Consider the following 23833-nt stretch of genomic DNA (forward strand, 5'->3'; position numbering starts at 1 on the left):
ATCCGTCAGCCGGCGGATCACGTGGTCACGCAGCCGGCCTTCAGCACCGCACTCGGGGCAGTACCCGAGAGGTTCTCGTGGTGAGGCTTCGATGACAGTGATGTCGTCATCGGTGATGTGAGCGCCGGTGATGTGGACGCCGAGCTCGAGAGTGCGGCAGATGACATCAGCGACGGGACACGGCGCGGCAGAAACGGTAGATTGCACGACAGGGCCGTGGGTGAGAGACGAGTTGAGAAACTTCTATCTTCACCCAAGGCCCGCTCTCATTCATCACCAACACCCGGCAGTCAGAGACCGCGTCACGCACTCTGAAACCGGAAGAGCCACATATGTCGCAATACCTAAACGCACGTGGCGCCGGTCATAGCTCCCGGAGATGCAACATCGGAGACCAAACGAGTGTTGTCTACAGCCGACACGTGCCGTAGTGTTGCAGCTCAAGGACAGCCAGCAGGTGCGGCTGAATCGGTTGCACCCCGGCACGCATATTCGCCTGGCTACGCGTCAACTGCTCATCCCGTTGCCCAAGCCGAAGGGCTTTGGCAACGTCGCCCTCACCGACGACGAACTCCTCGGATGAGTCCGCGACCTGTTCGCCCTGCTATCAGCGATTATTCGCGGCTGACGGTTTTTCGTCGCATCGCAGCGCAACGGAGGCGAAGCCTCGCGCCCGCTACGATAGAACCACGACATGTTTCCCACTGGAGGTTAGAAGTGTTCTCGAATCTGCGTCGACCCCTGTCGGCCCTCGCCGTCGTCGCGCTCGCTGGCTCAACCCTCGCCGGTTGCCAGGCGGGCCAGGCTGCCACGGTCGCAGGTGAGCGCATCTCCGAGACGACGGTCTCTGTCGTCGCCGCCGAACTGCCGCGCGTAACCGGACAGGGCGCCTCCCAGTCGGCGGCGCTCGCGAACCTCCTCATCGCCACCGCGATCACGACCGCCGCCGGAGAAAACGGTATGGCGATGTCCGACGACGACGTGCGCGCGGCTCTGACCAACCTCAAGATCGATCCGGCGGACATCTCCGAGGAGACGCTGCAGGTCGCGAAGGCCTCGCTGCTGAACCAGCAGATCGCCGCGTCGGATAAGAAGCAGGCGATCGGGGAACGCATCACCGAGATTTTGCGCTCCGCCGACGTCAACCCGCGCTACGGCATCGACCCGGCCAAGGGCACCGCGATGGCGCCTCCGGTCTGGCTCGTTCCCAAGACCCAGTAGCGTGACAATCGTCCCGCCCTTTACTCTCATCGTCCCCTAGGCTGGGGATGTACGTTCCCAACACGTAAGGAGCCATAGTGGCTAGCATCGAAGCTGTCGGCGCACGCGAGATCCTCGATTCGCGAGGCAACCCCACCGTCGAGGTGGAGGTCTACTTGGAAGACGGCACGGTCGCCCGCGCCGCCGTTCCCTCCGGCGCCTCCACAGGTGCATTTGAAGCGGTTGAACGTCGCGATGGAGACAAGTCCCGCTACAGCGGCAAGGGCGTGCAGGGCGCCATCGAAGCCGTCATCGACGTTATCGCCCCCGAAATCCTCACCCTCGATGCCTCCGAGCAGCGCGTCATCGACGATGTCCTCATCGATCTCGATGGCACGACGAACAAGGGCAAGCTCGGCGCGAACGCCATCCTCGGCGTCTCGCTCGCCGTCGCGAAGGCCGCCGCCGACTCGGCCGGCCTGCCGCTGTTCCGCTACCTCGGTGGCCCGAACGCGCACGTCCTGCCCGTGCCGATGATGAACATCCTCAACGGTGGCTCGCATGCCGATACCAACGTCGACATTCAGGAGTTCATGATTGCTCCCGTCGGCGCGTCGACCTTCAAGGAAGCCCTGCGCTGGGGCGCCGAGGTCTACCACACGCTCAAGGCCGTCATCAAGGAACGCGGCCTGTCGACCGGCCTCGGCGATGAGGGCGGCTTCGCGCCGAACCTCGAGTCGAACGCCGCCGCGCTCGACCTCATCATGGAGGCCATCGAGAAGGCCGGCTACCGCCCGGGCGAAGAGATCGCGCTGGCCCTCGACGTCGCTGCGACCGAGTTCTTCGAAGGCGGCAAGTACCAGTTCGAAGGTGAAGGCCGCGACACCGCCTTCATGATCGACTACTACGAAAAGCTCATCGAGAAGTACCCGCTGGTCTCCATCGAAGACCCGCTGAGCGAAGATGAGTGGGATGCGTGGAAGACGCTGACCGAGCGCGTGGGTGACCGCGTCCAGCTCGTCGGCGACGACCTGTTCGTCACCAACCCGGAGCGCCTGAAGAAGGGCATCGACACGAACACCGCGAACGCGCTGCTCGTCAAGGTCAACCAGATTGGTTCGTTGTCCGAGACGCTGGATGCGATCGACCTCGCGCACCGCGCGGGCTTCAAGACGATGACCTCGCACCGAAGCGGCGAAACCGAGGACACGACGATCGCCGACCTGGCGGTTGCGACCAACTCCGGCCAGATCAAGACCGGCGCCCCGGCCCGAAGCGAGCGCGTCGCGAAGTACAACCAGCTGCTGCGCATCGAAGAAGAGCTCGAGGACGCCGCCGTCTACGCCGGCCACTCCGCCTTCCCGCGCGCTCGCCGCTAACTCATAGCCGCGAGGTTTAGCGCCTCGCAGCCGCGCCTCCGCCCCCGCAGGTACCCTGGTGCCGCGAGGGCGGAGCCGTATCTTCGCGCACATTCGGCGCGTGCGACCGGCATCGCCTCCCATCTTCGGCGACAATGGGAGGCGTGAAATCCTCCCGCCCGTCCGCCCCGCGCCGGCCCGCGCGCACGTCCCGGTCCGGTCCCGGGCGCACGCCCGCGGGCGCGAAAACGTCGGGCAAGAACGGGAAGAAGGGCACGACGAAGCTCAGCGCCGTGCGCAAGGCCGGAAAGAAACGGCGCGAGCGCGCCACGGGGCTGAAGTTTTCTACCTCGCGCGGCTCGTTTTCCATCTCCTGGCGCGCGATCATGCTGCTCGTGACGCTCGCGTTCTCGTTTGCGATCGTCGCCTCGCCGCTGCAGCACTACCTGCAGCAGCGCGAACAGGCGCGGCAGCTCAACGCCGAAGTCAACCAGGTGAAAGCGGATATCGCCGCTTATGAGCGGGAAAAGGCCCGCTGGGCGAACAAGGATTTCGTCGCCGCCCAGGCCCGCGACCGGCTCGGTTGGGTCCTTCCCGGTGAGACCTCGTATGTTGTGGTGGACCCGCAGACCGTGACGGGAGAAGGCCCCGCCGAGGATCCGCGCCGCGGCCTGCCCCAACTCGAGACCAAACCCCCGTGGTATCTCGCCATCGCAGATTCGGTCGAGATCGCCTCCGAGGTCAAGGAGAACACCGATGCCGGTAACTGACGCTGACCGCGCCGCGCTCGGCGCCCAACTCGGGCGCGTCCCGCGCGGCCTGGTCGATATCGCCGGGCGCTGCGTCTGCGGTGCGCCCCTCGTCGCGACGACCGCCCCGCGGCTCAATGATGGCACCCCGTTCCCGACGACGTTCTACCTCACGCACCCCGCGGCCGTGAAGGGTATCTCCACGCTCGAGGCGCGCGGCGTCATGCACGAGATGAACGACGAGCTCGCTGCCAATGAGGAGCTCGCGCGCGTGTACGCGCGCGCGCACGAGGACTACCTTGCCCGCCGCGCCGCGCTCGGCGATGACGTCCCCGAGATTTCCGGCATTTCGGCCGGCGGCATGCCGAGCCGCGTCAAATGCCTGCACGCCCTGCTCGGCCACAGCCTCGCCGTCGGCCGCGGCATCAACCCGTTCGGCGATCGCGCGCTCGACATGCTCGCCGCCGAGGGCCTGTGGGACACCGAGCGCTGCTGGTGTGAGAAGGACGCGGCATGAGCGGGGTGCGAGGCGTGAGCGGCGCGCGGCGCGTCGCGGCCATTGACTGCGGCACCAATTCCATCCGGCTGCTCATCGCCGACGTGCCCGCCGAGCGTCGTGCGGGTGCGCCCGCGCTGAGGGACGTCACGCGCCTCATGCGCGTCGTGCGGCTCGGCCAGGGCGTCGACCGCACAGGCTATCTCGCCGAGGAGGCCCTTGCCCGCACGTTCGCCGCGGCGGAGGACTATGCCGCGCTGTGCCGCGAGCATGACGTCGAAGCCATTCGGTTCGTCGCCACGTCGGCGACGCGCGATGCCGCCAACCGGGACGTGTTCGTCGCGGGCATCAAGGACCGCCTGGGCGTTGCCCCCGAAGTGATCGCGGGCGAGGAGGAGGCCGCCCTGTCGTTCGCGGGCGCGCTGTCGTCCGTTGGCACGTCGGGCCCGACCATCGTCGTCGATATCGGCGGCGGCTCCTCCGAACTCGTCCTTGGCACCGAGACGCCGTCGGCGCAGTTCTCGATGAACGTTGGCTGCGTGCGCATAACCGAGCGGCACTTGCACTCGGATCCGCCGACGGCGGCCGAGATTGCCGTCGCGACCGCGGACATTGATGCCGCAATCGACGAGGCCGAACGCCACGTGGACCTGTCGGCCGCGACGCGCCTCGTCGGCCTTGCCGGGTCCGTCACGACGATCACCGCGCACGCGCTCGCGCTGCCGGCCTACGATTCGGCGGCGATCGACGGCACGCACCTTTCCGTCGAGCAGATCCACGACGCCTGCAGCGCGCTGCTGCACGAAAGCCGCCAGGAGCGCGGGGCGCATGGCTTCATGCACCCGGGCCGCGTCGATGTCATCGGGGCGGGCGCGCTCGTCTGGTCGCGCATCGTCGCGCGCGTGCACGCGCGCACGCGCGAGGCGGGCCATCCGATCGATGACGCGCGCACGTCGGAGCACGACATCCTCGACGGGATCGCACTGTCCGCCGCCGCGCGGGCGTAGAACGTACCTAGCGACCGCGCACCGAGGTGGCGACGCGTCGGCGAATCGCGATCGCGCCCAGAATCGCCGCGAGCAGCGAGCCCGCAATGACGCCGATCTTGGCGTGGTCCGTATGCGGCGATTCGCCGAACGACAGCCCCGCGATGAGCAGCGAGACGGTGAAGCCGATACCGCCAAGCAGCGCCACGCCGACGAGATCGGCGAGGTCGACGCCGCCGCCGAGCCGCAGCCGCGTGTTCTTCACGAGCAACGCCGTACCGCCCCAAATGCCGATGAGCTTGCCGAACGGCAGCGCGAGGATCACACCGAGCGCGACCGGATCGAGGAAGATGTCGACGATGGTGCCGCTGCTCTCCACGAGCGTGACACCCGCGGCGAAGAACGCGAACACCGGCAGGACGAGCCCCGCCGAGTAGGGGTGGAATGCCTTGGCCCACCGGGTCGTGAGCGTCTCGTGCTCCCCGGTCCGCAGCGTCGCGGGCACGACGAGGCCGAGCAGCACGCCCGCGATCGTCGCGTGCACGCCCGAGACGTGCATGAGCGCCCACGCCACCAGCGCGAGCGGCACCAGTAGGAACGGCGCGGTGATACGCCGGTGGATGAGCACACCAAAGACGGCCACGGTCGTAAGCGCACCGGCGAGCGCGAGGAAGTTCAGCGAGTCCGTGTAGAACGTCGCGATGACGATGATGCCGAGGAGGTCGTCGACGACGGCGAGCGTCAACAGGAACGTGCGCACGGCGGGCGGCAGGCCGCGCCCGAAGATGCCGAGCAACGCCACCGCGAAGGCGATATCCGTCGCGACGGGGATCGCCCAGCCGTGCAGGCCGTCGGACCCGGTCAGGAGTTGGACGGCGACGTAGATGACCGCGGGGCCGACCATGCCGAAGACCGCGGCGAGCACGGGGACCATCGCCTGTTTCAGATCGCGCAGCGCGCCGGAAACGAACTCGGTTTTCAGTTCGAGACCGACGACGAAGAAGAAGATCGCGAGCAGCCCGTCGGAAGCCCAATGCGCGACCGGCAAGTGCAGGTGCAGCGACTCGGGACCGATCGTGTACTCGGAGATGGCGTGGTAGGTATCGCGCCACGGCGAGTTCGCCCACAGCAACGCCAGCACCGCGCCGAACAGCAGGACCATGCCCGCCGTCGGCTCGTGATGCAGCCGTGTCGGGATCGACGAAATGAAGCCCTTCAGGCCGCCCTCGCCGATCCGCAGGCCCCGCTGGTAGTCCTCCAGCCGCCGACGACGGCGGTCGAGGTTGCGGGGGCGCTGGAAGCCGTGTGCGCCGGGCGCGTTCGCGCGCGAGGAGCGGACGATGCCCTGGCCGCGCATCGGGATCCGAACGGGCCTGGGGGATGGGGTTTTGCCGACGTCGGACAGCCCGACGGCGCGGCGCTTGCCCGTGCGATGTGGCGGGCGGACGGGATCAGACATGGCTCAACCCTAAATCCGGCTCGGGCGAAATGTGCGGGCCTTCAGGCCGTGACGAACAAGACGTTCGGGCGGATGACGGAACTGAGCGCGGTAAATCGGGCAAAACTCTGCCCCTTGTGCGTGCCGGTGTGACGCGCACAAGAGGCAGAGCTTCGTGGTGATCTACGACGTCAGGGCGTTGCGGCGCCGCAGCGTCGCCAGGCCGAGGCCGCCAAGGGCGAGCAGGCCCGCGGCGACGAGCGCGAGCTCGCCGCCGGCGCTACCCGTGATCGGCATGCGCTTGCCGCCCGGGTGCGTCGGTGAGGAGCCCGGTGCCGTCGGGGTGGGGTCGTCGGGCTGGGCCGGGTTAGTCGGGTCTGCCGGGTCGGACGGACCTGCCGTCGGGTCGCCGGGCTCACCCGGGTCCGTCGGGTCGGGACGTGGGTCGCCGGGCTCGGTTGGGTCGGGTCTCGGGTCGCCCGGCTCTGTCGGCTCCGGCGTCGGCTCCGTGTCCTCACGCTCGGTCACCTGGACCGCGCGCACTGCCGCCGCCTGGTTCCCGTTCGCATCCGCGACGAGGTAGTGCAGCGCGTAGGCGCCCGGCGTGCTCGGATCGACCTCGCCCGTCACCTGGATCGCGCTCGTGAGGTCGCCATCGACGTTATCGGTAGCGCTCACGCCCGCGAGCGGGTCGAACCGCTCACCCTGCGTGATCGTCGTCGACGCAGGCACGGTCAGGACCGGAGGCTCCTTATCGGTGCCCGCCGCCGTGGCGCGGAAGAGGCCGCCGAACTGGTGGACCTCACCGAGAACGGTGCCGGTCGCATCGCGGCTCGTCGCGTTCCACGCATACAGCGCGCCTTCCTTCAGGCCCGACCACGTCACTCTCGCCGGCCAGCCCGAGCGGGCCGTGGCCTCACCGATGACGCGGTCGGTCGGGGTGACGACGCTGAGGCCGTCGGTTTCGATCGTCGTCGTGCGGGTCGGCAGGTCGAGCGGCACGGTGAAGTTGTCCTCCGCGCCGTTGTACCGGTTCGAGCGGTCGTATTCCGTCGCCCCGAAGTTCTTCAGGTACGGCGAGTACGTGTCGACCGACATCGTCGAGTTCTTCGTATCGATCTGCAACAGGCGCAGGAAACTCGCGCCGAGGATGATCCCGTAGTTACTTCCGTGGTCGGCCTTGCCGTCGCCGTCGAGATCGACCCCGCCGTCGGGCAGGACCTTGTCGGGCCACACCTCGGCGGCGTCGACGCGGTACTCCTGGTAGTCGGCGAGGATTTCGACGACGCCATGCTTCCGGTCGACGCTCACGCCCGCGTCCTTCTTCACGTTCGTGCCGACGCCGTGGACGTGGCCCGATAGGACGAGGACGATGTTCGGGTTGGAATCGACGACCTTCTTCGACAGCATGCCGCCGTCGGCGGTCAGACTCGCCGAGCGGCCATCGGGCTGGCTGGAGGAGCCGAGGTAGGCGTGGGTGAGCAGGATGCCGCTGCGATCTGCGTGCTTCTTGAACACCGAGTTCGCCCATTCGGCCTCGTCGGGCGTGACGACGAACCCGAGGGAGACCGCGATGAAGTCGAGGCCGCCCGCGCTAAACAGCACGTAGTGGTTGTCGTTGTCTTTACCCGGCTTCACGATGTTGCCGTCGGCGTCGAGCACCTCATCCCACGGGTGGTAGGACGCGCCCTCGGGCCACATCTTGGACGCCTCGTAGTAGCGCTTCGGGCCGAAGAACTGGTTGAACTCCGTGTCCGGTCCGTTGTCGGTGCCGTTGGCGTTGTCGTGGTTTCCGGGCAGGACCGTGTTGACGAGGCCGGCGTCGTCGAGGATGCGCTGCATCTTATCGGCGAACGTGAACTCGGCGGTCACCTGCTGCGCGTTTTGCTTGCAGTGGTTCGGGTAGGCCGTCATGTTGCTTTCGATGACGTCGCCCGTGTGCGTCGTGAACGCAATCTTGCGCTCCTTCGCGTTGTCGCGGATCCACGTGGTGAGGTCGGTGTAAGCTTGCCGCATCACGTCTTCGGCGCCGACGTTGTACTGTTTGCACACGTTGCCGACGATCTGGACCATGTTCTGCGTGTCGCTGATGTGTGCGAGCGCGAAATCGTAGTCCTTGGGGTCCTCGAACTTATCGCGGTTTTCGGGCTTGCCCGCCGTCTCATCGCGCGGGGCGAGATCGTCGGTGAAGGGGTCTTCGCCGATCACCATGAGGTGGATCGTGCCGTCGGTGACGAAACTGTCGCGCACGGTGCCGCGCAGCTGGGTATCGCTGTCGGCAACGCCGCGGCCCGAGGTGAGTTTCACCCATTCGGTGCGCTCGGCGTGCCACGCCCACAGGCTCGCGGAGCGCAGCGGGTCGACCTTGCCGCTCCAGACGACTTCGCGCTGTTTCGCGTCGCCGCTCAGCGGCATGTCGAAGCGTTGGAAGACGAGCTGGCGGTTCTTCGCGACGGGCGCCGCGATAAGGGTGCCGTCGGGCTCTTGCGTGCCGTCGATCGTCGAGCCGTCGGTGTAGTCGAATTCGAGCGTCGACGGGATGGCCGCGATGACGCCCTGGAAGCCGGCGCCGGCGCTCGCGACATCGCCCTCGGTGAAGGTCGTCGTGACGTCGCCGCCGGTCGGGTTCGTTGCGATCGCGGACAGCGTGACCGTGCCTTGGCCCTGGTCGGTGTCGATGCCGCCGCCCGACGGCATGGACTCGGAGGTGAACGGGATGCGCCACTTGAGGTTTTCGCCGCGCGGGCCGATCGCCGTGATGACGATTTCATGCGCGCCGGCCGTGAGGTCGGAGCCGATGCGGGTGCCGCGCGCGATCGATTTGCCATCGAGCGTGAACGACCAGTCGCGAGCTGCTTCTTCGCCGCGGATGCGCGCGTCGAAGACGACTTCGGAGGTCAGGTGGGCGCCGCGCGCCGGTACCGTCTCGATGATGTCGACGTCGGGCACGTCGGACGACCCGTCGTGCATCGCCTTGACCTGGTAGGGGGTGAGCGCCGTGTCCCAGACGCGCGAGTTAGCGATTTCGCCCTCGAAGTACCAGTTCTTGTTCGCGGGGGCGTCGCCGAGCGTGAAGACCTGGGAGGCGCCGCTCGGGATCTGGACGATGCCGCCGCGTTGGGAGGTCGCGACCTGCTCGCCGTCGATATAGAGGTTCCACGTCTTGCCGTCGTAGGTCTGGACGGCGTCGACCCAATCGCCGGGCGTGTAGGTGCCGGAGATCCAGTTGTTGTCCTTATCGGTCTGCAGGTTCACCGTGAGCGCCGAACCGTCGATATAGAACCCGAAACCGCCGGGGTTGTTCACGCGGCACAGGTACTGCGGGCCGGTGGGCAGTTCCTTACCCGTGTACCTAAACGTGCACTGCTGGGTGAAGGTCTTCGTCGGCCGGACGTAGTTCGCGTCGGTCCACACCTTCGGGAAGTCCTTGTAGTGGATCGCCGCGTCCTTCCCATTGAACTTCGCGACCGTGCCCTTGTCGGGGTTGGTGACGAGCTCGGTGCCGCCGAGCGTCGTCGCCGCGAAGTTTTGCGCCGTGTCGTCGGCGTTGCCGCGCGACAGGTCGACGTCGAGGACGTTCGGGTCGGGCACGATGCCGGGGTCGGTCGTCGGAGGCTGGTCGACCTTGCCCTCGGCGAGCGCCGCCACCTCCGCGGCCGATAGCGCCCGCTGCCAGACGCGCGTCGCGGCGATATCTCCCTCGAAGTTCCAGTCCTCATTCACGGGCGAGTCGGCGAGCGTGTAAACGCGGTTTCCATCGCTCGGCACGCGGATGTCACCGGTGCGCTTCTTTTCGGTGGCGAGGCGGCCATCGATGTACAGCGACCACGTGGTGCCGTCGTAGGTCTGGACCGCGTCGACCCAGTCGCCGGGGGAGTACTTCGCGCCGATCCAGTCGTTTTTCTGCGTCGTTTGCAGATTGGCGGTGAGCTCGGTGCCGGTGATGTAGATACCGAAGCCGCCCGTGTTGTTCACGCGGCAGATGAACTGTGGCGTCTTGGGGGCGGCCTCGCCCGTGTAGCGGAACTTGCACTGCTGGGTCACGCCCGTGCTGGGGTGCTTGAGGGAGTCGTCGGTCCACGCCTTGGCGAAACCGGGGTAGTGGTAGGCACCCTCATCGCCGTCGAAACTCGCGACGGTCTGCCCGAGGTCAGGGTCTGACAGGAACGCCACCCCGCCGACGGGGGTGGCGCGGAAGCCCTGAGCGCTGTCATGGGGAGTTTTGCGGGAGAAGTCCACGTCGAGGACGTCTCCGGCGGCAACGTTCGGGGTCATATCGGGAGCCGCGAGGCTGTGGGTTGTGGGGGTGAGCAGGGTGCTGCCCACGACTGTGGCGCCCAGTGCTAATGCACCAAGACGCCGCAGCGCCGCACCCAGTCGATTCCAGGTGGTCATAATGTCCTTTCGAGTCCCGTCGGGAATCGAACTGCGAGGCTTGACCCGCGGTGCCCGGTTCGCAGCTCGCGACGAGTCGTATGGTCGGGCACACGGTAACGCTAGTGGCGCACAGTAGACACCGGGTGAACATCAGACGTCGAAGGGGTGGGCGAATTGGGACGTACGTGGCGCGGAGCGCTACCCTGGAAGGCGCCGCCCCCGTAGCCCAATGGCAGAGGCAGTCGACTTAAAATCGATCAAGTGTGGGTTCGAGTCCCACCGGGGGTACTTTTCGCTAGTGCGGGGTGACGACGCCGTTTTCGTAGGCGAACACCACCGCTTGGACGCGATCGCGCAGGCCGAGCTTCGCCAGCAGGTTCCCGACGTGTGTCTTTACCGTCGTCTCCGAGACGTACAGCTGCGCGGCGATCTCCACGTTCGAGGCGCCCGTCGCGATGAACTCGAGGACCTCGCGCTCGCGCGTGGTCAGCGAGGCAATGATCTTCGCCGCGGGGGAGTCCTCCGGCGCTTCCGTCGGGAGTTTTTCGCCAAAAAGTTCGATCATCCGCGACGTGATGCGCGGCGAGAGGACCGATTCGCCGGCCGCGACGTTGCGGATCCCGGTGACGAGGTCGGCGGGCGGCGTGTCCTTCAGCAGGAAGCCGGAGGCACCGGCGCGCAGGCCCGCGAACGCGTACTCATCGAGGTCGAACGTCGTGAGGACGAGGACACGCGTGTGGGGCAGGGCGGAGACGATCTGCTTCGTCGCCTCGATGCCGTCGACGTCGGGCATCCGCACGTCCATGAGGACGACGTCGGGGTAGAGGGCCTTCGCCTGCGTGACCGCGGCGCGACCGTCGGCAGCCTCGCCGATGACCTCGATGCCGTCGGCGCCGTCGAGCACCATCGCGAAGCCCATCCGCAGCAGCGCTTGGTCGTCGACGATGAGGACGCGGATGACGGATTCGTCACCGGTCGATTCGGGTTCGGTCACGGGTACTCCTTGGGTGAAATAGGCCTGGTCGTAGCTTAAACCGGCGAGGACCACGCGTGAGGCTGACCTGGCACGCGGAGCGTCGCGCGCACCTGCCATCCGGTGGTCGTCGGCCCAGCGTGGACGGTCCCGTCGTATACGGCGGCGCGCTCGCGCATCCCGATGACGCCCTTACCGGAGCCGGGCATCACCTGCTGGCCATCACCCGCGTCGTTTTCGATGGTGATGACGGTGTCGCGGCCGGAGCGCGAGAGCGTGACGTCGATTCGTTTCGAGGCGCGCGCATAGCGCAGCACGTTGGTGAGGGATTCTTGCACGATGCGGTAGATCGCGAGGTGGAAGCTCGGGTCGGGCGGCAGTTCAGGGCCGGATTCGTGCAGCGTGACGGGCATGCCCGCGCGCCGATAGGACTCGATGAGGCGGCGCACGTCGTGCTCGCCGGGCTGCGGCTCGCGGGGCACGTCGTCCTCCGCGATGGACGATGGCTGGCCGGGCAGGTGTGGGCTCGTCGTCGCGTCGGCCCGCAGCACGCCGACGAGGCGGCGCGCGTCCTGCAGCGAGTCGCGCCCGACCTGGGCGAGCTCGGTGACGGCCTGTTTCGCTATGTCGGGGTTGCGGTCGAGGGCGACGGCGGCACCCTCGGCGAGCGTCACCATGACGGACAGGGAGTGCGAGACGACGTCGTGCATCTCGCGGGCGATGCGGTTGCGCTCCTGCGAGACGGCGAGCTGTTCGCGCTGTTCGTGTTCGAGCGTGAGCTGGCGGGCGCGGTTTTCGAGCTCGAGCATGCGCAGCCGCGAGGAGCGAACGTTCGAGCCGATGAGGTAGGCGATGAGCAGGACGAGCCAGATGATGACGACCCACAGCACGAAGAATTTGCGCTGCCCCCACACGAGCGTGATGACGGCGGTAAAGACGAGGGTGAGGCCGATGGTCGGGAGCGAGATCCGTAGCGGGTGTTCGCTGCCGACGGTAAACGCCGCGATCGATAGCGCGAGCAGGTCGACGAAGGGGAGCACCGCGTGCGCCGCCGGGCGGCCCTCGAACTGCAGCTGCAGCACCATCCGGCTCGCTTCGGGGTCGGCGCCGATGAGGGTGAGGAAGAAGAAGAGCCCGACGGGCAGCAGGATCGCCGCCGCGAGGATGATGAGGGGGTAGCAGCGTCGGAAGACGAGCGCGATCGTCATTGTGGAGAGGTAGGCCAGGACCGCGAGTCGGGCCCCCGCGTTCAGGTGCCAGACGCCGAGCCCCACCGAGACGATGAGGTAGACGAGCGCGATCGTGATGTCGGTGAACCAAGGGTGCTGCCGCATGAAAAGCCGCAGCGATCCGGCCCGGGCGGTGGAGGTCGCCCCGCCGAGGACGTCGCTCACCCCCGTGCTTTCGATTGCAAGGGGGTGAACGGGTGGACGCAACTTCATATCTAGCAGGCTAGCGGTCGGTGAACTCCCGCGGAACTAGTTGATATCGCGGCGCTGCATGAGCACCGTGCCCGCGACGCCTGCGACGGCGACGTAGACGCCAAGGACAACGATGGCGAGCGTCAGCGACACCGGGTGGGCGGCGTCGACTGGTAGGAACAGCCGGTTCGTCAGTTGTATCGGCAGGTAGTACGCGATCTTTTCGAAGACCGGCACGTAGCCAAAGAACATCAGCGCCACGATCGGCAGGACGTAGATCAGGCCGACGGCCGACGTGATGGCGCCCGCGGACGAGCGCAGGATCGCGGCGAAGAAGAATCCGATGAACGCGAAGAACAGCAGGTAGAGAAGCGGCATCGTGATCGACTGCAAAGCGTCGTCAAGGGATGCCTTCGAGCCGTAGCGAATGTAGAACGCCGCGAGTGACGTCAGCAGCGTCGTTGCCCATACGAGCAGCGTGATCGCGAGGACCACGACGGCTTTCGCCGCGAGGACCTGCAGGCGTTGCGGGACCGTGACGAACGTCGTGATGGCCGCGTTCTTCTTGAACTCCGAGGAGACGACAAGGGCACCGACCGCGAGCAGGACCAGCGCCTGGGACGTCGCCGGGACCTGCGTCAGCAGCCCGAAGACAAACCGGATCGGGTGGTCGTCGCCGATGAACGCGGTGATGAGGATCGGGATCGCGACGCCCATGCCCGCTGCGATCGCGAACGTGATGACGAGGGAACGCAGCGAGAAGAACTTGCGCCATTCGCTGCGCACGACGCGCGCAAATGCGAGGCGCGGGGCGGTCGAGAAATTAGCGGCGGTAGCAATGGTCGGGGTCGCGGTGCTCACTTGGAAACCTCCGGGGTGGAAAACTGTACGGCGTCGTCGGTGAGCGTGAAGAACGCGTCTTCCAGCGAAGAGTGCAGCGGGGTGAGTTCGTACAGGGCGACGCCGGTGCGGGCGGCCGTCTCGCCGATGGTGCGGGCATCGATGCCCTCGATGATGCCGTCGCGCTCGCGGGGTTTACCCAGGGCGCGCAGCAAGGTGGCCATGTCGGAGGCGACGACGCGGGTGCGCACGGCGTTGCCGTCGTTCATCATCTCGTCGATAGGGGCGTGGGCGAGGATGCGGCCGCGGCCGATAACGAGGACATCGTCGGCGATCTGTGCCATCTCGCTCATGAGGTGCGAGGAGACGAGGACCGTGCGGCCCTCGGCCGCCCAGGAGCGGGTGAGGTGGCGGATCCAGCGCACGCCCGCGGGGTCGAGGCCGTTGACAGGCTCATCGAGCAGGTAGACGCCGGGATCGCCGAGCATCGCGGCCGCGATCCCGAGGCGCTGGCCCATGCCGAGCGAGAACGTGCCGACGCGACGGTTCGCGACCGAGCGCAGGCCGACGATGTCGAGGACGGCTTCCACGCGTGCGCCGGAAATCCCGTGGGTGTCCGCGATCGAGAGCAGATGCATGCGGGCCTTGCGGCCCGGGTGAATGCCGCGCGCATCGAGCAGAGCGCCAGCCGCCGTGATCGGAGCGGGCGAGGCGGCGAAGGACTTGCCGTTGATGGTGGCCGAGCCCGACGTCGGGCGATCGAGCCCGAGCGTGATCCGCATGGCGGTGGACTTACCGGCGCCGTTCGGGCCGACGAAGCCGGTGACTTTACCGGGGGAGATGATGGCGGATACGTCGCTTAGCGCCCTGACATCGCCATAGGTTTTGGTGAGGTGGTGTAGTTCAATCATGGTGGTGACCTCCTGGCTCCAGCCTAGAAACGCGCTGAGCTCGCCGGATCGCCCGCAAACACGAACCGCACCCTGAATAATTCGCAAGAAATGTGGAGCAGGTCACCTGGCTCCTCCTCCTTGGGAACGAGTTTTCCCTGGACTGTTCGCCCAGCGAAAAAGCTCGCTAGCCGCCTCCTTGTCGCGCCCGTAGAATGGCGACAGAAGCCGGTAGACGCCGCGTCCGGCGCCCCGACTAGGAGGATCACGATGTCCAACCCGTATTTCTCGTCCAACCCGGTGTTTGCGGAAAAGAGCAAGCTCGACCGCACGCCCGGTGGCTACCCGACCATGCCCGGCTATACCCCGGGTGCTAACCAGGCCACGGCTGCGCCGCAGCCGACCTATGGTGAGTCGACGATTTCCGCTGAGGAACTCGAGCACGCTTACCAGCAGCCGGCGGCCGGCCCGATGGAGACTGGTCGGATGACCTATGACGATGCCGTGATGAAGACCGGCATCGTCGTCGGCACGATCATTCTCGCCGCCGCGATCCACTGGCTCGTGATCGGCCCGAGCATGGCCCTGACGTTCGGCGGCCTGCTCGTCGGCCTCGTCCTTGGCCTCGTGAACGCCTTTAAGAAGGAGCCGTCGCCGGCCCTCATCATGGGCTATGCGATCGCCGAAGGCCTGTTCCTTGGCGGCATCTCTGCGGTCTTTGAAGCGCAGTGGGGCGGCATCGTCCTGCAGGCCGTGCTCGCCACGTCGATCACGTTCCTCGTCTGCCTCGGGCTGTACTCCTCCGGCAAGGTCCGCGTCACCGCGAAGGCGACGCGCATGCTCATGATCGCGATGCTCGGCTACCTGGCCTTCAGCCTCGTGAACCTCGTCCTCATGCTCACCGGTGTCGTCACCGACCCGTGGGGCCTGCGCGGCATGACCATCATGGGGATCCCTCTGGGCCTGATCATCGGCGCCTTCGCCGTCCTGCTCGCCGCCTACTCGCTGATCGTCGACTTCGACTCGATCAAGCGTGGCGTTGAGCGCGGCGTTCCGGAAAAGTACTCCTGGGCTGCGGGCTTCGGGATCGCCGTCACCCTCGTGTGGCTGTACCTCGAGTTCCTGCGCCTGCTCGCAATCCTGCGTAACGACTGATCGGAAGATTCATGACTGACGCGAATCTGCCCACCGCCTCTGGCGAGTTCGGCGACAAGCCCGAGATCACCTTTCCGGGTGGCGCCGCTCCCCGCGACCTGCAGGTCGTCGTGCTCGAGGAAGGTTCAGGCGACGAGGTCGCCGCCGGCCAGACGATCACGGTGAACTACCTCGGCCAGTCCTGGGACGGCGGAGTCTTCGACAACTCCTATGACCGCGGCGCTCCGATCGATTTCCCGATCGGCGTCGGCATGGTCATCGCCGGATGGGATGAGGGCCTGGTCGGCCGCAAGATCGGCGACCGCGTTCTGCTCTCGATCCCCGGCCACCTGGCCTACGGCCCGGCCGGCGTGCCGCAGGCGGGCATCGGCCCGAATGAGACGCTGGTTTTCGTCGTGGATCTCCTCGACGCGGAATGATCTCACACCGCTCAGCCGAATCCGGCTGGCACCGCTCGAAGCGGCGCCAGCCGGATTTTGTTAGGGTAATTTCCTGGAGCGTCGGGAAGTCTGGTCGGCACACATCGTTCACCACTGAACCAGGAGCACCGTGCCTACCCCTGACACGTCCGCGCGTACCTCGCCTGACGCGGATATCTCCGCGAATATCCAAGCCGTCGAAACGGCTCCGCCGTCGCAGCGCTTGCGTCCGCCGCGTCGGCACGCGGGCGCACGTATCCGTGAGTTTTTAGAAAATGAAACCCGCTCCGGCATGCTGCTGCTCGCGGCAGCGGTGCTCGCAATTTTGTGGGCGAATAGCCCATTTCGCGACAGCTATCACCAGATGGCCGGGACATACCTCGGCCCGGAGTCGCTCGGATTGAAGATGTCGGTCGCGCACTGGGCCGCCGACGGGTTGCTCGCGATCTTCTTCTTCATCGTCGGTCTCGAGCTCAAGACCGAGTTCGTGACCGGGCAGCTGCGAGATGCGAAGCGCGCGGCACTGCCGATGATCTGCGCCGTGCTCGGCATGGTGGTGCCGGCGCTGCTGTACTCCTTCGTGCAGCAGGTGACGGATTCGGGGCTCGGAAATGGCTGGGCGATCCCGGCTGCAACCGATATCGCCTTTGCGGTCGCGCTGCTGGGAATCTTCGGCAAGGGACTGCCGCCCGGGGTACGTGTATTCCTGCTGACACTCGCCGTCGTCGATGACCTGCTCGCGATCACCGTCATCGCCGTGTTTTATACCGACCGCGTGGACTTCGTGGCGCTGGGACTGTCCGCCCTCGTCATCGCGGCCTTCGCGGTCCTCGTCCAGCGGCGGGTGACCCCGTGGTGGATCCTCATCCCGCTCGCGCTTATTGCCTGGGTCTTCATGTTCCGTTCCGGAGTGCATGCCACCGTCGCGGGCGTCCTGCTGGGCATGGTGGTGCCGGCCAAGATGCGCGGGAATGAGGACGATTCCATGACGCACCGCTTCGTGCACGCCATCCACCCGATCTCTGCTGGTTTCGCGCTGCCCGTCTTCGCGTTCTTCGCCGCGGGCGTGACCGTCACCGGAGGGATCGGTCAGATGTTGACGAACCCCGCCGCCATCGGCGTTATCGCGGGGCTCGTGCTTGGAAAATTCATCGGTATCTATGGCGGTGTCGTTTTCTTGGCTCGCTTTACACCGCTGAAGCCCGGGGGCGGTGTCAATGTCGCCGATCTGCTCGGAGTCAGCTTCCTGGCGGGTATCGGCTTCACCGTCTCACTGCTTATTTCCGAACTCTCCTTTCCAGGTGATCCGGCCGTCGATGCCGCCAAGTTCGGCGTCATGGTGGCCTCGCTCCTGGCGGGCATGCTTGGTGCGTCCTTCCTGACGCGCCGTCGCAAGCAGCTGAGCCGCGGTGGCGATTCGGGCGGTGGGAAGCCGCATACGACGGGACGATTCGGGCGCCATACGGGCAGGGTGCGCCGGAAAGCGGCCGCGATCCGCACCCGGAAGCGGCGTGCCCCGCGTTTCAGCTAGCTGATCATCAGTTCGCATGCGGGCCGGGAAGTGACTGGGGTAACAAATTCTATTGACAATTGCTTGAGTTGACCCTAATGCTGGTGCGAAGCGGGTCATACGGTGTGGCTGGCTGTAAGACAGGGGGACTCATGAAGAAGTTTTTAGCTGCGATAGTGGGGGCGCTACTTGCGTTCGTTCCGGCTGCGGTTCACGCCAAGGAAATTGATCCGGCTGGTCCAATCCACTGTGCACCGATGTCTGTCGCTCCTCTTGCGCAGACATCATCAAGTAGTCGGCCAGATGCTGAGCTCCAATGCGGGACGAGCAGGATACCTGTTCGGTTGTTGGTGGGTGGAAAGGTCAACCTCAAGGTGTTCACCGTGAAGATCAAAAACGGATGGCGTGAGCCTAAGGGCCAAGGTTGGTGGATCGAACGAGATCGTGCCGGCCATGCAGAGAAGTACTGGAAACTGAAGAAGCCCCACAATCAAGGAAAAGTCGTCGCGTCGCTCTACCCTGATGGCAGAATTTTCACAGGCAAGATGAGGCCTGAGGTCCGGTAGCTTGGAGGGCTAGTGCAATGGTAGAGATTATCGCTACGTCGTGGCCAGTGTGCGAGGAGGATAGTGGTGCGCCTCGGCGTCGGCCGCTGTTCACTCATCCAGCTGGGTATTTCATGGTGGAGCTGGACGAGCATACTCCGATCGGGCCGCGATACTGGCACAGCTACGGAGTTGCGCATGAGTGGCTGGAATGTGAGGCGATGGGGTCGCCTTATCAGATCAGTTATGACTTACCCGGTGACCAGGGCTGGAAACTCCTGGTGACCCATGATGACGAGCCGTGGAGCGAAGAGCGTGTGGTGGGCCAGTGCCACGTCACGCGTGATGGCGAGATCGTATTGTTCGACTCGAACAAGGATTGTGTCGCGGGGGTTTACGCCGATGCAGTGATGCGGAAGCTAGCTGAGTCCACCGATGTGGCGACATTTAGTGGTGACCAGCCAATGGTCCTTGCGGGGCCGTTTGGTTTGACGTCCTTCCACGTACCGTTGGAGGGCACGGTCTTCCGTGTCCTGGAAAAGTCGCCGATTGAGTTCGATGACGGGTCTACTCGGGCCCGACGCGCCATGGTGGTGCGTGATGACATGCCGAGCTACTGGGAGGGGCTCCTGGTGTGGGGCGCTGCGGGGCAGCCGCCGAAACTATGGCCGGATGGCTCCCACCCTCTGCTCGATGAGCCGGTGACCTCCCACCCGTTGCTCGCGGCGCTCGAGGACATTTTGGTGCCGACGCTCTAGGCGCCGGGTTCGAGCTTGCCGCCGGATTCGCGCAGGTAGCACAGTGCGCACAGCGACTCGTAGGTGACGTCGACGCCGTCGATCGCGACCTGCGAGCCGGAAAAGACGAATTCGTCGCCGACGCGTCGGCCATTGAACATCGCCTTTTTACCGCAGCGGCAGATCGTCTTGAGCTCTTCGAGCGTGTGCGCGATCTCCAGTAGGCGGCGGGCGCCCGGGAATGCGCGCGTCTGGAAGTCGGTGCGGATGCCGTAGGCGAGGACGGGCACGTCGTCGAGGATGGCGATGCGCAGGAAGTCGTCGATCTGTTCCGGGGTGAAGAACTGGGCTTCGTCGATGAGCAGGCACGCGACGGGTGCCATGTCGACGTGGGGGACGAGCGATTCCGGGTCATCGCCGTGCGCGTGGGCTGCGAATACCTCGCGGGCGTTGTCGTCGGGGCCGAGGAGGAAGTCGGCTTCGCGCGTGATGCCGAGGCGCGAGACGATCGAATTATCGCCCTTGGTATCAAGGCGCGGCTTGGCCAGCAGCACGCGCTGGCCACGTTCCTCATAGTTGTACGCCGCCTGCAGCAGTGCGGTTGATTTACCCGAATTCATCGCCCCGTAGCGGAAGTACAGTTTTGCCACGGCCCCAGCTTACCGAGCCGGGCGATAATGAAGTATGGAGAAGAAGCCGACCGCGCACGTGCGGCCTTTGACACTCGCCGACGCGGGTGATGTTCTCGCCGCGTTCCGCTCCGCCAGCGACATGTCGCGCCAGGGCGATGTCACCGACGAGATATCCGCGGCGTCGTACCTCGCCTGGGCGTGCGGCAAAGACTCGAACACGACGTCCTTTGCGATCGAGGTCGACGGCCGGGTCGCGGGCTGCGTCGGGATTAGTGTCGACGCGGTGAACCTCGTCGGCTGGGTCTGGTACTGGATGCACGCCGACTATCGCAGCCGCGGGCTAACCTCGCGCGCGACGACGACCGTCGCGAACTGGGCGCTGACCGACGGCGGGTTGGAGCGTCTCGAACTCGGCCACCGCGCGAACAACCCAGCCTCGGGTCGGGTGGCGCTCGCGGCCGGCTTCACCTGGGAGGGCGTGGAGCGCGGCAAGTTCCTCATCGACGGTGAACGCATCGACGTGCGCACCTACGGCAGGCTGAAGCTCGATCCGCCACCGACGAGCGAGACTCTCGACGTCGAGACCGCGAGCTGGCCGTCGCTCATCGGACAGCATCGGGAGGAGCCATGAGCCTCGCGCGCACGCGCGAGGCGTTCGCCGCGACGCCCCGCGGAAACTTTTTGCCACCCGAGCTGAAAGGCCAGGCCCACTGGGATATGCCGGTGCCGATCGGGTTTTCGCAGACGAACTCGCAGCCGCGGACCGTCGCCGACATGCTTGAGCTGCTCGACGTGCCGACTGGCGCTCGCGTGCTCGATGTTGGAAGCGGCAGCGGCTGGACGACAGCGTTGCTCGCGCACCTCGTCGGGGAGGGTGGCCAGGTGATCGGCGTCGAGCTCATCGCCGAACTCGTCGAATTTGGACGTGCCAACCTTGCGACCGCGTCCCGTCCCTGGGCCGAGATCCGGCAGGCCACGCCGGGCGTTCTTGGCGTTCCCGAGGAGGCGCCCTACGATCGGATCCTCGTGTCCGCCTCGCCGCGCGAGTTGCCACGTGAGCTCGTCGACCAGCTCGCGCCCGGCGGGATCATGGCCATCCCCGTCGGGCATACGATGTACCGCATTAGCAAGGACGCCGACGGCAACGTCGAGGAGAGCACGCACGGCGCCTACACGTTCGTCCCGCTGCACTAGGAGCCAACTCATGACACAGGCCGATATTGACCGTGTACTCGAGCTGGAGCGGGAACTCCAGCGTCCCGACGTACGCGCGGATGCGCAACGGCTCTTAGCGCTGCTCGCGGAGGACTTCATTGAGATCGGGGCCTCGGGCAAGCGCTGGGACCGTGCCTCAATCCTCGACATGCTCGAGCGCGAGGCGGCAGCGCCGGTCACGATCGAGATCGAGAACCTCGAAGGGCGCGCGCTATCGCGCGACATTGTTCAGGTGCTGTGGGACTGCGTCATCGAGGGACGACGGCCACGCCGGATGTCGCTGTGGCGCCGAACCGAGACCGGCTGGCAGACGATCTACCATCAGGGCACGCCCGCGCCGTAAGCTGCGACCCCCGGAGCCAGCTGTTGTTGGTCCCGGGGGCCGAGCAGCTTCTTAGATCTCTTCGAGTGCGCGTCCCTTCGTTTCTTCGCGAACATGTAGGCGATCGCGCCGATGACGAAGCAGACGCCGAAGAAGCTGAACGCCGGGGTGATGATCCCGAGCGTGACGTTCTGCTTGACAGCATTGCCGCCGATCATGGCGCCCATGAGGAACGGGCCGATGATCTTGGCGGTAGCACCAATACCGTAGCCGAGGCCGAGGCCCGTGGATCGGGACGTCGTCGGGAATTGCTCCGCGCCGAAGGCATTGAGGATACCGAATGCTCCATCGCCAAACATCATGATGATGCAGATCGCGGCAAAGAAGAGCCATGCCGAGCCGTGGGAGAACGCGGCAATGAAGCAGCCGGCAGCGCCCAGCAGGCCAAAGAGCAGCATCGTGTAGCGGCGACCGATTCGGTCCGCGAGGAACGCTGAACCGAGCCGCCCGATGAGGTCAGCGAGCGAGACCAACATGAAGAGGACTGCGACGGTTCCGATATCAAACTGGAAGCCATCTTTGAGCAGGGTTTGGCCCCAGGATTGGACAGCGAAGCCGCCCATGATGAAGCAGAACGAGCCGACGGTGATGACGACGAGCGGTTTGAGGTGGTGGCGGAACAAGGAAGCATAGGAGGTGGACTCGGCCTGCGACAGGGCCGGCAGCGCTCCGACCTGCTCGACGGGGATGTCCATCGCCCACGCAAGGGATTTGCGGGCTTCCTCATCGCGGCCACGGGTTTGGTAGAAGCGCGGAGATTCGGGCACGAAACGCAGCCACACGAGCAACAGGATCGGGACGCAGCCCAGCGCAATGAGCATCCGCCAGTTATCGCCGACGGCTTTTTGTGCGAGCGAGCCGAGGAAGAGACCTGCGGGAATAAAGACGGAGCCGAGGCCGGCAAGGAATCCGCGGTGTTTCGTGGGGACGAATTCCTGAACATAGGGAATCGAGGTGATGTTGAGGCCGCCGACGCCCATGCCAACGCCGATGCGCAGTAGGGCTAGCATCCACCAACCGCGCTCCGGAGTCAGGAGGGTGAGGGCGGTGAAACCGACGAACATGAGGACGCACCAGAAGAAGGCAGTGCGTCGCCCCATGGAGTCGGCGAGGCGGCCCCACACGATGGCACCGAGTACGGTGCCGAGGCCCGAGCAGGCCAAAATCGTTCCAGCCTCGAAGCCGGTGAGATCCCAAGGCTTGGTCAGCAGCGCGACAACGAAGCCGATGAGAAACAGGTCGAAGAACTCCGACAGGTTACCCATGACGACGAGGCCGATGAGACTGCGTTGGTTGCGAGTGAGCTGACGTTGGTCAATCTGGTCGTAGGCGGTTTCCGCGGTCGCGGTCGCCGAGGTGGAGGCGGAATTCATCGTTGAAACCTCTCAAATGGTGACGGGGCCGAACGTCATGTCGGCGGGGAACGTGGTTATCGGACGATATCGGTGGTGACGGGGATGGCGAGCTCCGCCGGGGAGATATGGGTGAGGTCGCCGTGGTGGGTGAGTGCGAACTTCGCGGTGCGAAGTCCGTATTGGATACCGTCCAAGACGGTGGAGGTGAGGAATCCGTGGAGGGTGCCGGCGACGAACGCATCGCCCGCACCGGGCCGGTCGATGACGGGAACACGTTCGACGTCGAAGGTCAGTTCGCCCGTTGATGCACTGGAGTAGTAGACCCCGTTGCACTGGTCCGTTGCCACGACCTGGGGCACACCGAAATGCTCGCGCATCTTGCGGCATGAGGTGGGGCCATCGCCGTCGATGCCAAAGACCGTTGCGGCATCCCGACGCGAACAAAAGAGTACGGATGCCTTATGAGCGATCGGGGCGAGTATGCGGCATGCGTCATCGGGGTCCCACAGCATCGAGCGGTAGTTCACGTCGAGCACGATGTCGATACCGCGCTCTGCTGCGCCGTCGACGAAATACCGGATGAGTCGTGCCGTGTCATCGGTGAGTGCCGCAGTTATACCGGTGACGAATACGACGCGCGTATCGAAGAGGGAATCCCAGTTGAAATCGTCGATGCTTGCCGTGCGAAACGCGGTGTGCATCCGGTCGTAGGTTACCTTGCCGGGCATCGGAAACTCGCCTGGTTCCATGAAATAGAGCGCGACGCGGCCTTCGGGGGCACGCACCATATTGGATAGGTCGACGCCGACCGAACGGAACTCCGAGAGCACCCGCTCGGCTAAATCGCCGGCCGGCATCTTCGATGCCCACGACACGGGATGGCCCAACTGCGCTAATAAGCCGGACACATTAGCTTCCGAACAGGCAGCCGTCATTCGCAGTGAGTTCGCGGAAAGGAGCCGCTCGCCTTTATTCACCGTCAATCGAATCTGGCCTTCGCCAATGGTGGTGAGATCGTACGTCATTGTGTTACTCCTAAACTGGCGGTGAGCGTCCCGTAGCGGGGTCAAGTCCCTTGTAGTGGTGTAACGGCGTTTTCCTCTCGTTTGGGGTTTTAGCTTGCTAGTGCGGGCGTGTCGGTATCGGTCATGGTCG

General features: G+C 65.7%; 23 protein-coding genes, 1 tRNA gene and 1 pseudogene. 15 read left to right on the forward strand and 10 right to left on the reverse strand.

The features are described from left to right. Nucleotides 1–207, reverse strand: a pseudogene (locus BSZ39_RS14210) (hypothetical protein); the annotation flags it as partial. A gap of 223 nt (nucleotides 208–430) precedes the next feature. Here BSZ39_RS14210 and BSZ39_RS13875 point away from each other — a divergent pair. The 6 genes from BSZ39_RS13875 to BSZ39_RS07475 all read left to right on the forward strand — a co-directional run bounded on the left by BSZ39_RS13875 (nucleotide 431) and on the right by BSZ39_RS07475 (nucleotide 4810). After that, the gene (locus BSZ39_RS13875) at nucleotides 431–583 is read left to right on the forward strand and encodes a hypothetical protein (RefSeq protein WP_158025109.1); all 153 of its coding nucleotides are present in this window, start codon (nucleotides 431–433) and stop codon (nucleotides 581–583) included. 134 nt (nucleotides 584–717) lie between these two features. Next, a complete protein-coding gene (locus BSZ39_RS07455) occupies nucleotides 718–1221 on the forward strand; it encodes a hypothetical protein (protein WP_073716735.1) in 504 nt (167 codons plus the stop codon). 77 nt (nucleotides 1222–1298) lie between these two features. After that, the gene (gene eno, locus BSZ39_RS07460) at nucleotides 1299–2579 is read left to right on the forward strand and encodes a phosphopyruvate hydratase (RefSeq protein WP_073716736.1); all 1281 of its coding nucleotides are present in this window, start codon (nucleotides 1299–1301) and stop codon (nucleotides 2577–2579) included. A 143-nt stretch (nucleotides 2580–2722) separates the two neighbouring features. After that, a complete protein-coding gene (locus BSZ39_RS07465) occupies nucleotides 2723–3328 on the forward strand; it encodes an FtsB family cell division protein (RefSeq protein WP_073716737.1) in 606 nt (201 codons plus the stop codon). Then, entirely contained in the window at nucleotides 3315–3824 is a 510-nt protein-coding gene (locus BSZ39_RS07470; protein WP_073716738.1) for a DUF501 domain-containing protein, read from the forward strand. The genes BSZ39_RS07465 and BSZ39_RS07470 overlap by 14 nt, the downstream gene beginning before the upstream one ends. Next, nucleotides 3821–4810 (forward strand): Ppx/GppA phosphatase family protein, encoded by a 990-nt coding sequence (locus BSZ39_RS07475; RefSeq protein WP_073716739.1) that lies wholly within the window; start codon nucleotides 3821–3823, stop codon nucleotides 4808–4810. The genes BSZ39_RS07470 and BSZ39_RS07475 overlap by 4 nt, the downstream gene beginning before the upstream one ends. A gap of 7 nt (nucleotides 4811–4817) precedes the next feature. Here the strand turns inward: BSZ39_RS07475 and nhaA (BSZ39_RS07480) are convergent, their stop codons facing one another. Both nhaA (BSZ39_RS07480) and BSZ39_RS07485 read right to left on the reverse strand, forming a co-directional pair. Next, nucleotides 4818–6248, reverse strand: coding sequence for a Na+/H+ antiporter NhaA (gene nhaA, locus BSZ39_RS07480; RefSeq protein WP_245792455.1), 1431 nt, complete (start codon nucleotides 6246–6248; stop codon nucleotides 4818–4820). A 162-nt stretch (nucleotides 6249–6410) separates the two neighbouring features. Next, the gene (locus BSZ39_RS07485; protein ID WP_143180422.1) at nucleotides 6411–10622 is read right to left on the reverse strand and encodes a LamG-like jellyroll fold domain-containing protein; all 4212 of its coding nucleotides are present in this window, start codon (nucleotides 10620–10622) and stop codon (nucleotides 6411–6413) included. A gap of 197 nt (nucleotides 10623–10819) precedes the next feature. Between BSZ39_RS07485 and BSZ39_RS07490 the strand changes: the two genes are divergently transcribed. Continuing rightward, nucleotides 10820–10892 (forward strand) — tRNA-Leu (locus BSZ39_RS07490). Between the two features lie 7 nt (nucleotides 10893–10899). Here the strand turns inward: BSZ39_RS07490 and BSZ39_RS07495 are convergent. The 4 genes from BSZ39_RS07495 to BSZ39_RS07510 form a co-directional block, all read right to left on the reverse strand. Next, on the reverse strand, nucleotides 10900–11598 hold the full coding sequence (locus BSZ39_RS07495; protein WP_073716741.1) for a response regulator: 699 nt from the start codon (nucleotides 11596–11598) through the stop codon (nucleotides 10900–10902). Nucleotides 11599–11633: 35 nt separating this feature from the next. Further along, entirely contained in the window at nucleotides 11634–12971 is a 1338-nt protein-coding gene (locus BSZ39_RS07500) for a sensor histidine kinase (protein WP_073716742.1), read from the reverse strand. Between the two features lie 84 nt (nucleotides 12972–13055). Beyond that, a complete protein-coding gene (locus BSZ39_RS07505; RefSeq protein WP_073716743.1) occupies nucleotides 13056–13859 on the reverse strand; it encodes a hypothetical protein in 804 nt (267 codons plus the stop codon). Then, nucleotides 13856–14749 carry an ABC transporter ATP-binding protein gene (locus BSZ39_RS07510; RefSeq protein ID WP_073716744.1) on the reverse strand — a complete coding sequence of 298 codons (894 nt, stop codon included), beginning with the start codon at nucleotides 14747–14749 and terminating at the stop codon, nucleotides 13856–13858. Before BSZ39_RS07510 ends, BSZ39_RS07505 begins: the two co-directional genes overlap by 4 nt. Before the next feature lie 249 nt (nucleotides 14750–14998). Here BSZ39_RS07510 and BSZ39_RS07515 point away from each other — a divergent pair, with 249 nt between their 5' ends. The 5 genes from BSZ39_RS07515 (at nucleotide 14999) to BSZ39_RS07530 (ending at nucleotide 19115) form a co-directional block, all read left to right on the forward strand. Next, nucleotides 14999–15883 (forward strand): Bax inhibitor-1/YccA family protein, encoded by an 885-nt coding sequence (locus BSZ39_RS07515; RefSeq protein WP_073716745.1) that lies wholly within the window; start codon nucleotides 14999–15001, stop codon nucleotides 15881–15883. Nucleotides 15884–15894: 11 nt separating this feature from the next. Next, complete coding sequence (locus BSZ39_RS07520; protein WP_073716746.1) at nucleotides 15895–16302, forward strand: FKBP-type peptidyl-prolyl cis-trans isomerase; 408 nt, start codon at nucleotides 15895–15897, stop codon at nucleotides 16300–16302. Nucleotides 16303–16432: 130 nt separating this feature from the next. Continuing rightward, the gene (nhaA, locus tag BSZ39_RS07525) at nucleotides 16433–17833 is read left to right on the forward strand and encodes a Na+/H+ antiporter NhaA (protein ID WP_073716747.1); all 1401 of its coding nucleotides are present in this window, start codon (nucleotides 16433–16435) and stop codon (nucleotides 17831–17833) included. A gap of 131 nt (nucleotides 17834–17964) precedes the next feature. Further along, complete coding sequence (locus BSZ39_RS13490) at nucleotides 17965–18378, forward strand: hypothetical protein (protein ID WP_143180424.1); 414 nt, start codon at nucleotides 17965–17967, stop codon at nucleotides 18376–18378. 113 nt (nucleotides 18379–18491) lie between these two features. Next, complete coding sequence (locus BSZ39_RS07530; protein WP_143180425.1) at nucleotides 18492–19115, forward strand: hypothetical protein; 624 nt, start codon at nucleotides 18492–18494, stop codon at nucleotides 19113–19115. Here BSZ39_RS07530 and BSZ39_RS07535 read toward each other — a convergent pair. Continuing rightward, nucleotides 19112–19744 (reverse strand): thymidine kinase, encoded by a 633-nt coding sequence (locus BSZ39_RS07535; protein ID WP_073716749.1) that lies wholly within the window; start codon nucleotides 19742–19744, stop codon nucleotides 19112–19114. The genes BSZ39_RS07530 and BSZ39_RS07535 overlap by 4 nt on opposite strands. A gap of 34 nt (nucleotides 19745–19778) precedes the next feature. Between BSZ39_RS07535 and BSZ39_RS07540 the strand changes: the two genes are divergently transcribed. Genes BSZ39_RS07540 through BSZ39_RS07550 form a run of 3 tightly spaced genes read left to right on the forward strand, consistent with a single transcriptional unit; the run spans nucleotide 19779 to nucleotide 21284 of the window. Beyond that, nucleotides 19779–20357, forward strand: a complete 579-nt coding sequence (locus BSZ39_RS07540; protein WP_073716750.1) for a GNAT family N-acetyltransferase — start codon at nucleotides 19779–19781, stop codon at nucleotides 20355–20357. Further along, nucleotides 20354–20920, forward strand: a complete 567-nt coding sequence (locus tag BSZ39_RS07545; RefSeq protein ID WP_073716751.1) for a protein-L-isoaspartate O-methyltransferase family protein — start codon at nucleotides 20354–20356, stop codon at nucleotides 20918–20920. Before BSZ39_RS07540 ends, BSZ39_RS07545 begins: the two co-directional genes overlap by 4 nt. A 10-nt stretch (nucleotides 20921–20930) precedes the next feature. Then, entirely contained in the window at nucleotides 20931–21284 is a 354-nt protein-coding gene (locus BSZ39_RS07550; protein WP_073716752.1) for a nuclear transport factor 2 family protein, read from the forward strand. On the opposite strand, the gene BSZ39_RS07555 is transcribed toward BSZ39_RS07550, so the two are convergent. Together BSZ39_RS07555 and BSZ39_RS07560 are read right to left on the reverse strand one after the other, a co-directional pair. Beyond that, on the reverse strand, nucleotides 21263–22696 hold the full coding sequence (locus BSZ39_RS07555) for an MFS transporter (RefSeq protein WP_083603059.1): 1434 nt from the start codon (nucleotides 22694–22696) through the stop codon (nucleotides 21263–21265). The two genes, BSZ39_RS07550 and BSZ39_RS07555, sit on opposite strands and share 22 nt — an antisense overlap. A gap of 56 nt (nucleotides 22697–22752) precedes the next feature. After that, on the reverse strand, nucleotides 22753–23703 hold the full coding sequence (locus BSZ39_RS07560; RefSeq protein ID WP_073716753.1) for a sugar kinase: 951 nt from the start codon (nucleotides 23701–23703) through the stop codon (nucleotides 22753–22755). Nucleotides 23704–23833: the final 130 nt, after the last annotated feature.

The organism is Bowdeniella nasicola (assembly GCF_001907295.1).
GTDB classification, from domain to species: Bacteria; Actinomycetota; Actinomycetes; order Actinomycetales; family Actinomycetaceae; genus Bowdeniella; species Bowdeniella nasicola.

Excerpts from the sequence above, each read along its gene's own strand:
- BSZ39_RS07470 (WP_073716738.1), top strand. The coding sequence starts at position 3,315 with ATGCCGGTAACTGACGCTGACCGCGCCGCGCTCGGCGCCCAACTCGGG.
- BSZ39_RS07475 (WP_073716739.1), top strand. The coding sequence starts at position 3,821 with ATGAGCGGGGTGCGAGGCGTGAGCGGCGCGCGGCGCGTCGCGGCCATT.
- nhaA (WP_245792455.1), bottom strand. The coding sequence starts at position 6,248 with ATGTCTGATCCCGTCCGCCCGCCACATCGCACGGGCAAGCGCCGCGCC.
- BSZ39_RS07485 (WP_143180422.1), bottom strand. The coding sequence starts at position 10,622 with ATGACCACCTGGAATCGACTGGGTGCGGCGCTGCGGCGTCTTGGTGCA.
- BSZ39_RS07510 (WP_073716744.1), bottom strand. The coding sequence starts at position 14,749 with ATGATTGAACTACACCACCTCACCAAAACCTATGGCGATGTCAGGGCG.
- BSZ39_RS07515 (WP_073716745.1), top strand. The coding sequence starts at position 14,999 with ATGTCCAACCCGTATTTCTCGTCCAACCCGGTGTTTGCGGAAAAGAGC.
- BSZ39_RS07520 (WP_073716746.1), top strand. The coding sequence starts at position 15,895 with ATGACTGACGCGAATCTGCCCACCGCCTCTGGCGAGTTCGGCGACAAG.
- BSZ39_RS13490 (WP_143180424.1), top strand. The coding sequence starts at position 17,965 with ATGAAGAAGTTTTTAGCTGCGATAGTGGGGGCGCTACTTGCGTTCGTT.
- BSZ39_RS07530 (WP_143180425.1), top strand. The coding sequence starts at position 18,492 with ATGGTGGAGCTGGACGAGCATACTCCGATCGGGCCGCGATACTGGCAC.
- BSZ39_RS07540 (WP_073716750.1), top strand. The coding sequence starts at position 19,779 with ATGGAGAAGAAGCCGACCGCGCACGTGCGGCCTTTGACACTCGCCGAC.
- BSZ39_RS07545 (WP_073716751.1), top strand. The coding sequence starts at position 20,354 with ATGAGCCTCGCGCGCACGCGCGAGGCGTTCGCCGCGACGCCCCGCGGA.
- BSZ39_RS07550 (WP_073716752.1), top strand. The coding sequence starts at position 20,931 with ATGACACAGGCCGATATTGACCGTGTACTCGAGCTGGAGCGGGAACTC.
- BSZ39_RS07555 (WP_083603059.1), bottom strand. The coding sequence starts at position 22,696 with ATGAATTCCGCCTCCACCTCGGCGACCGCGACCGCGGAAACCGCCTAC.
- BSZ39_RS07560 (WP_073716753.1), bottom strand. The coding sequence starts at position 23,703 with ATGACGTACGATCTCACCACCATTGGCGAAGGCCAGATTCGATTGACG.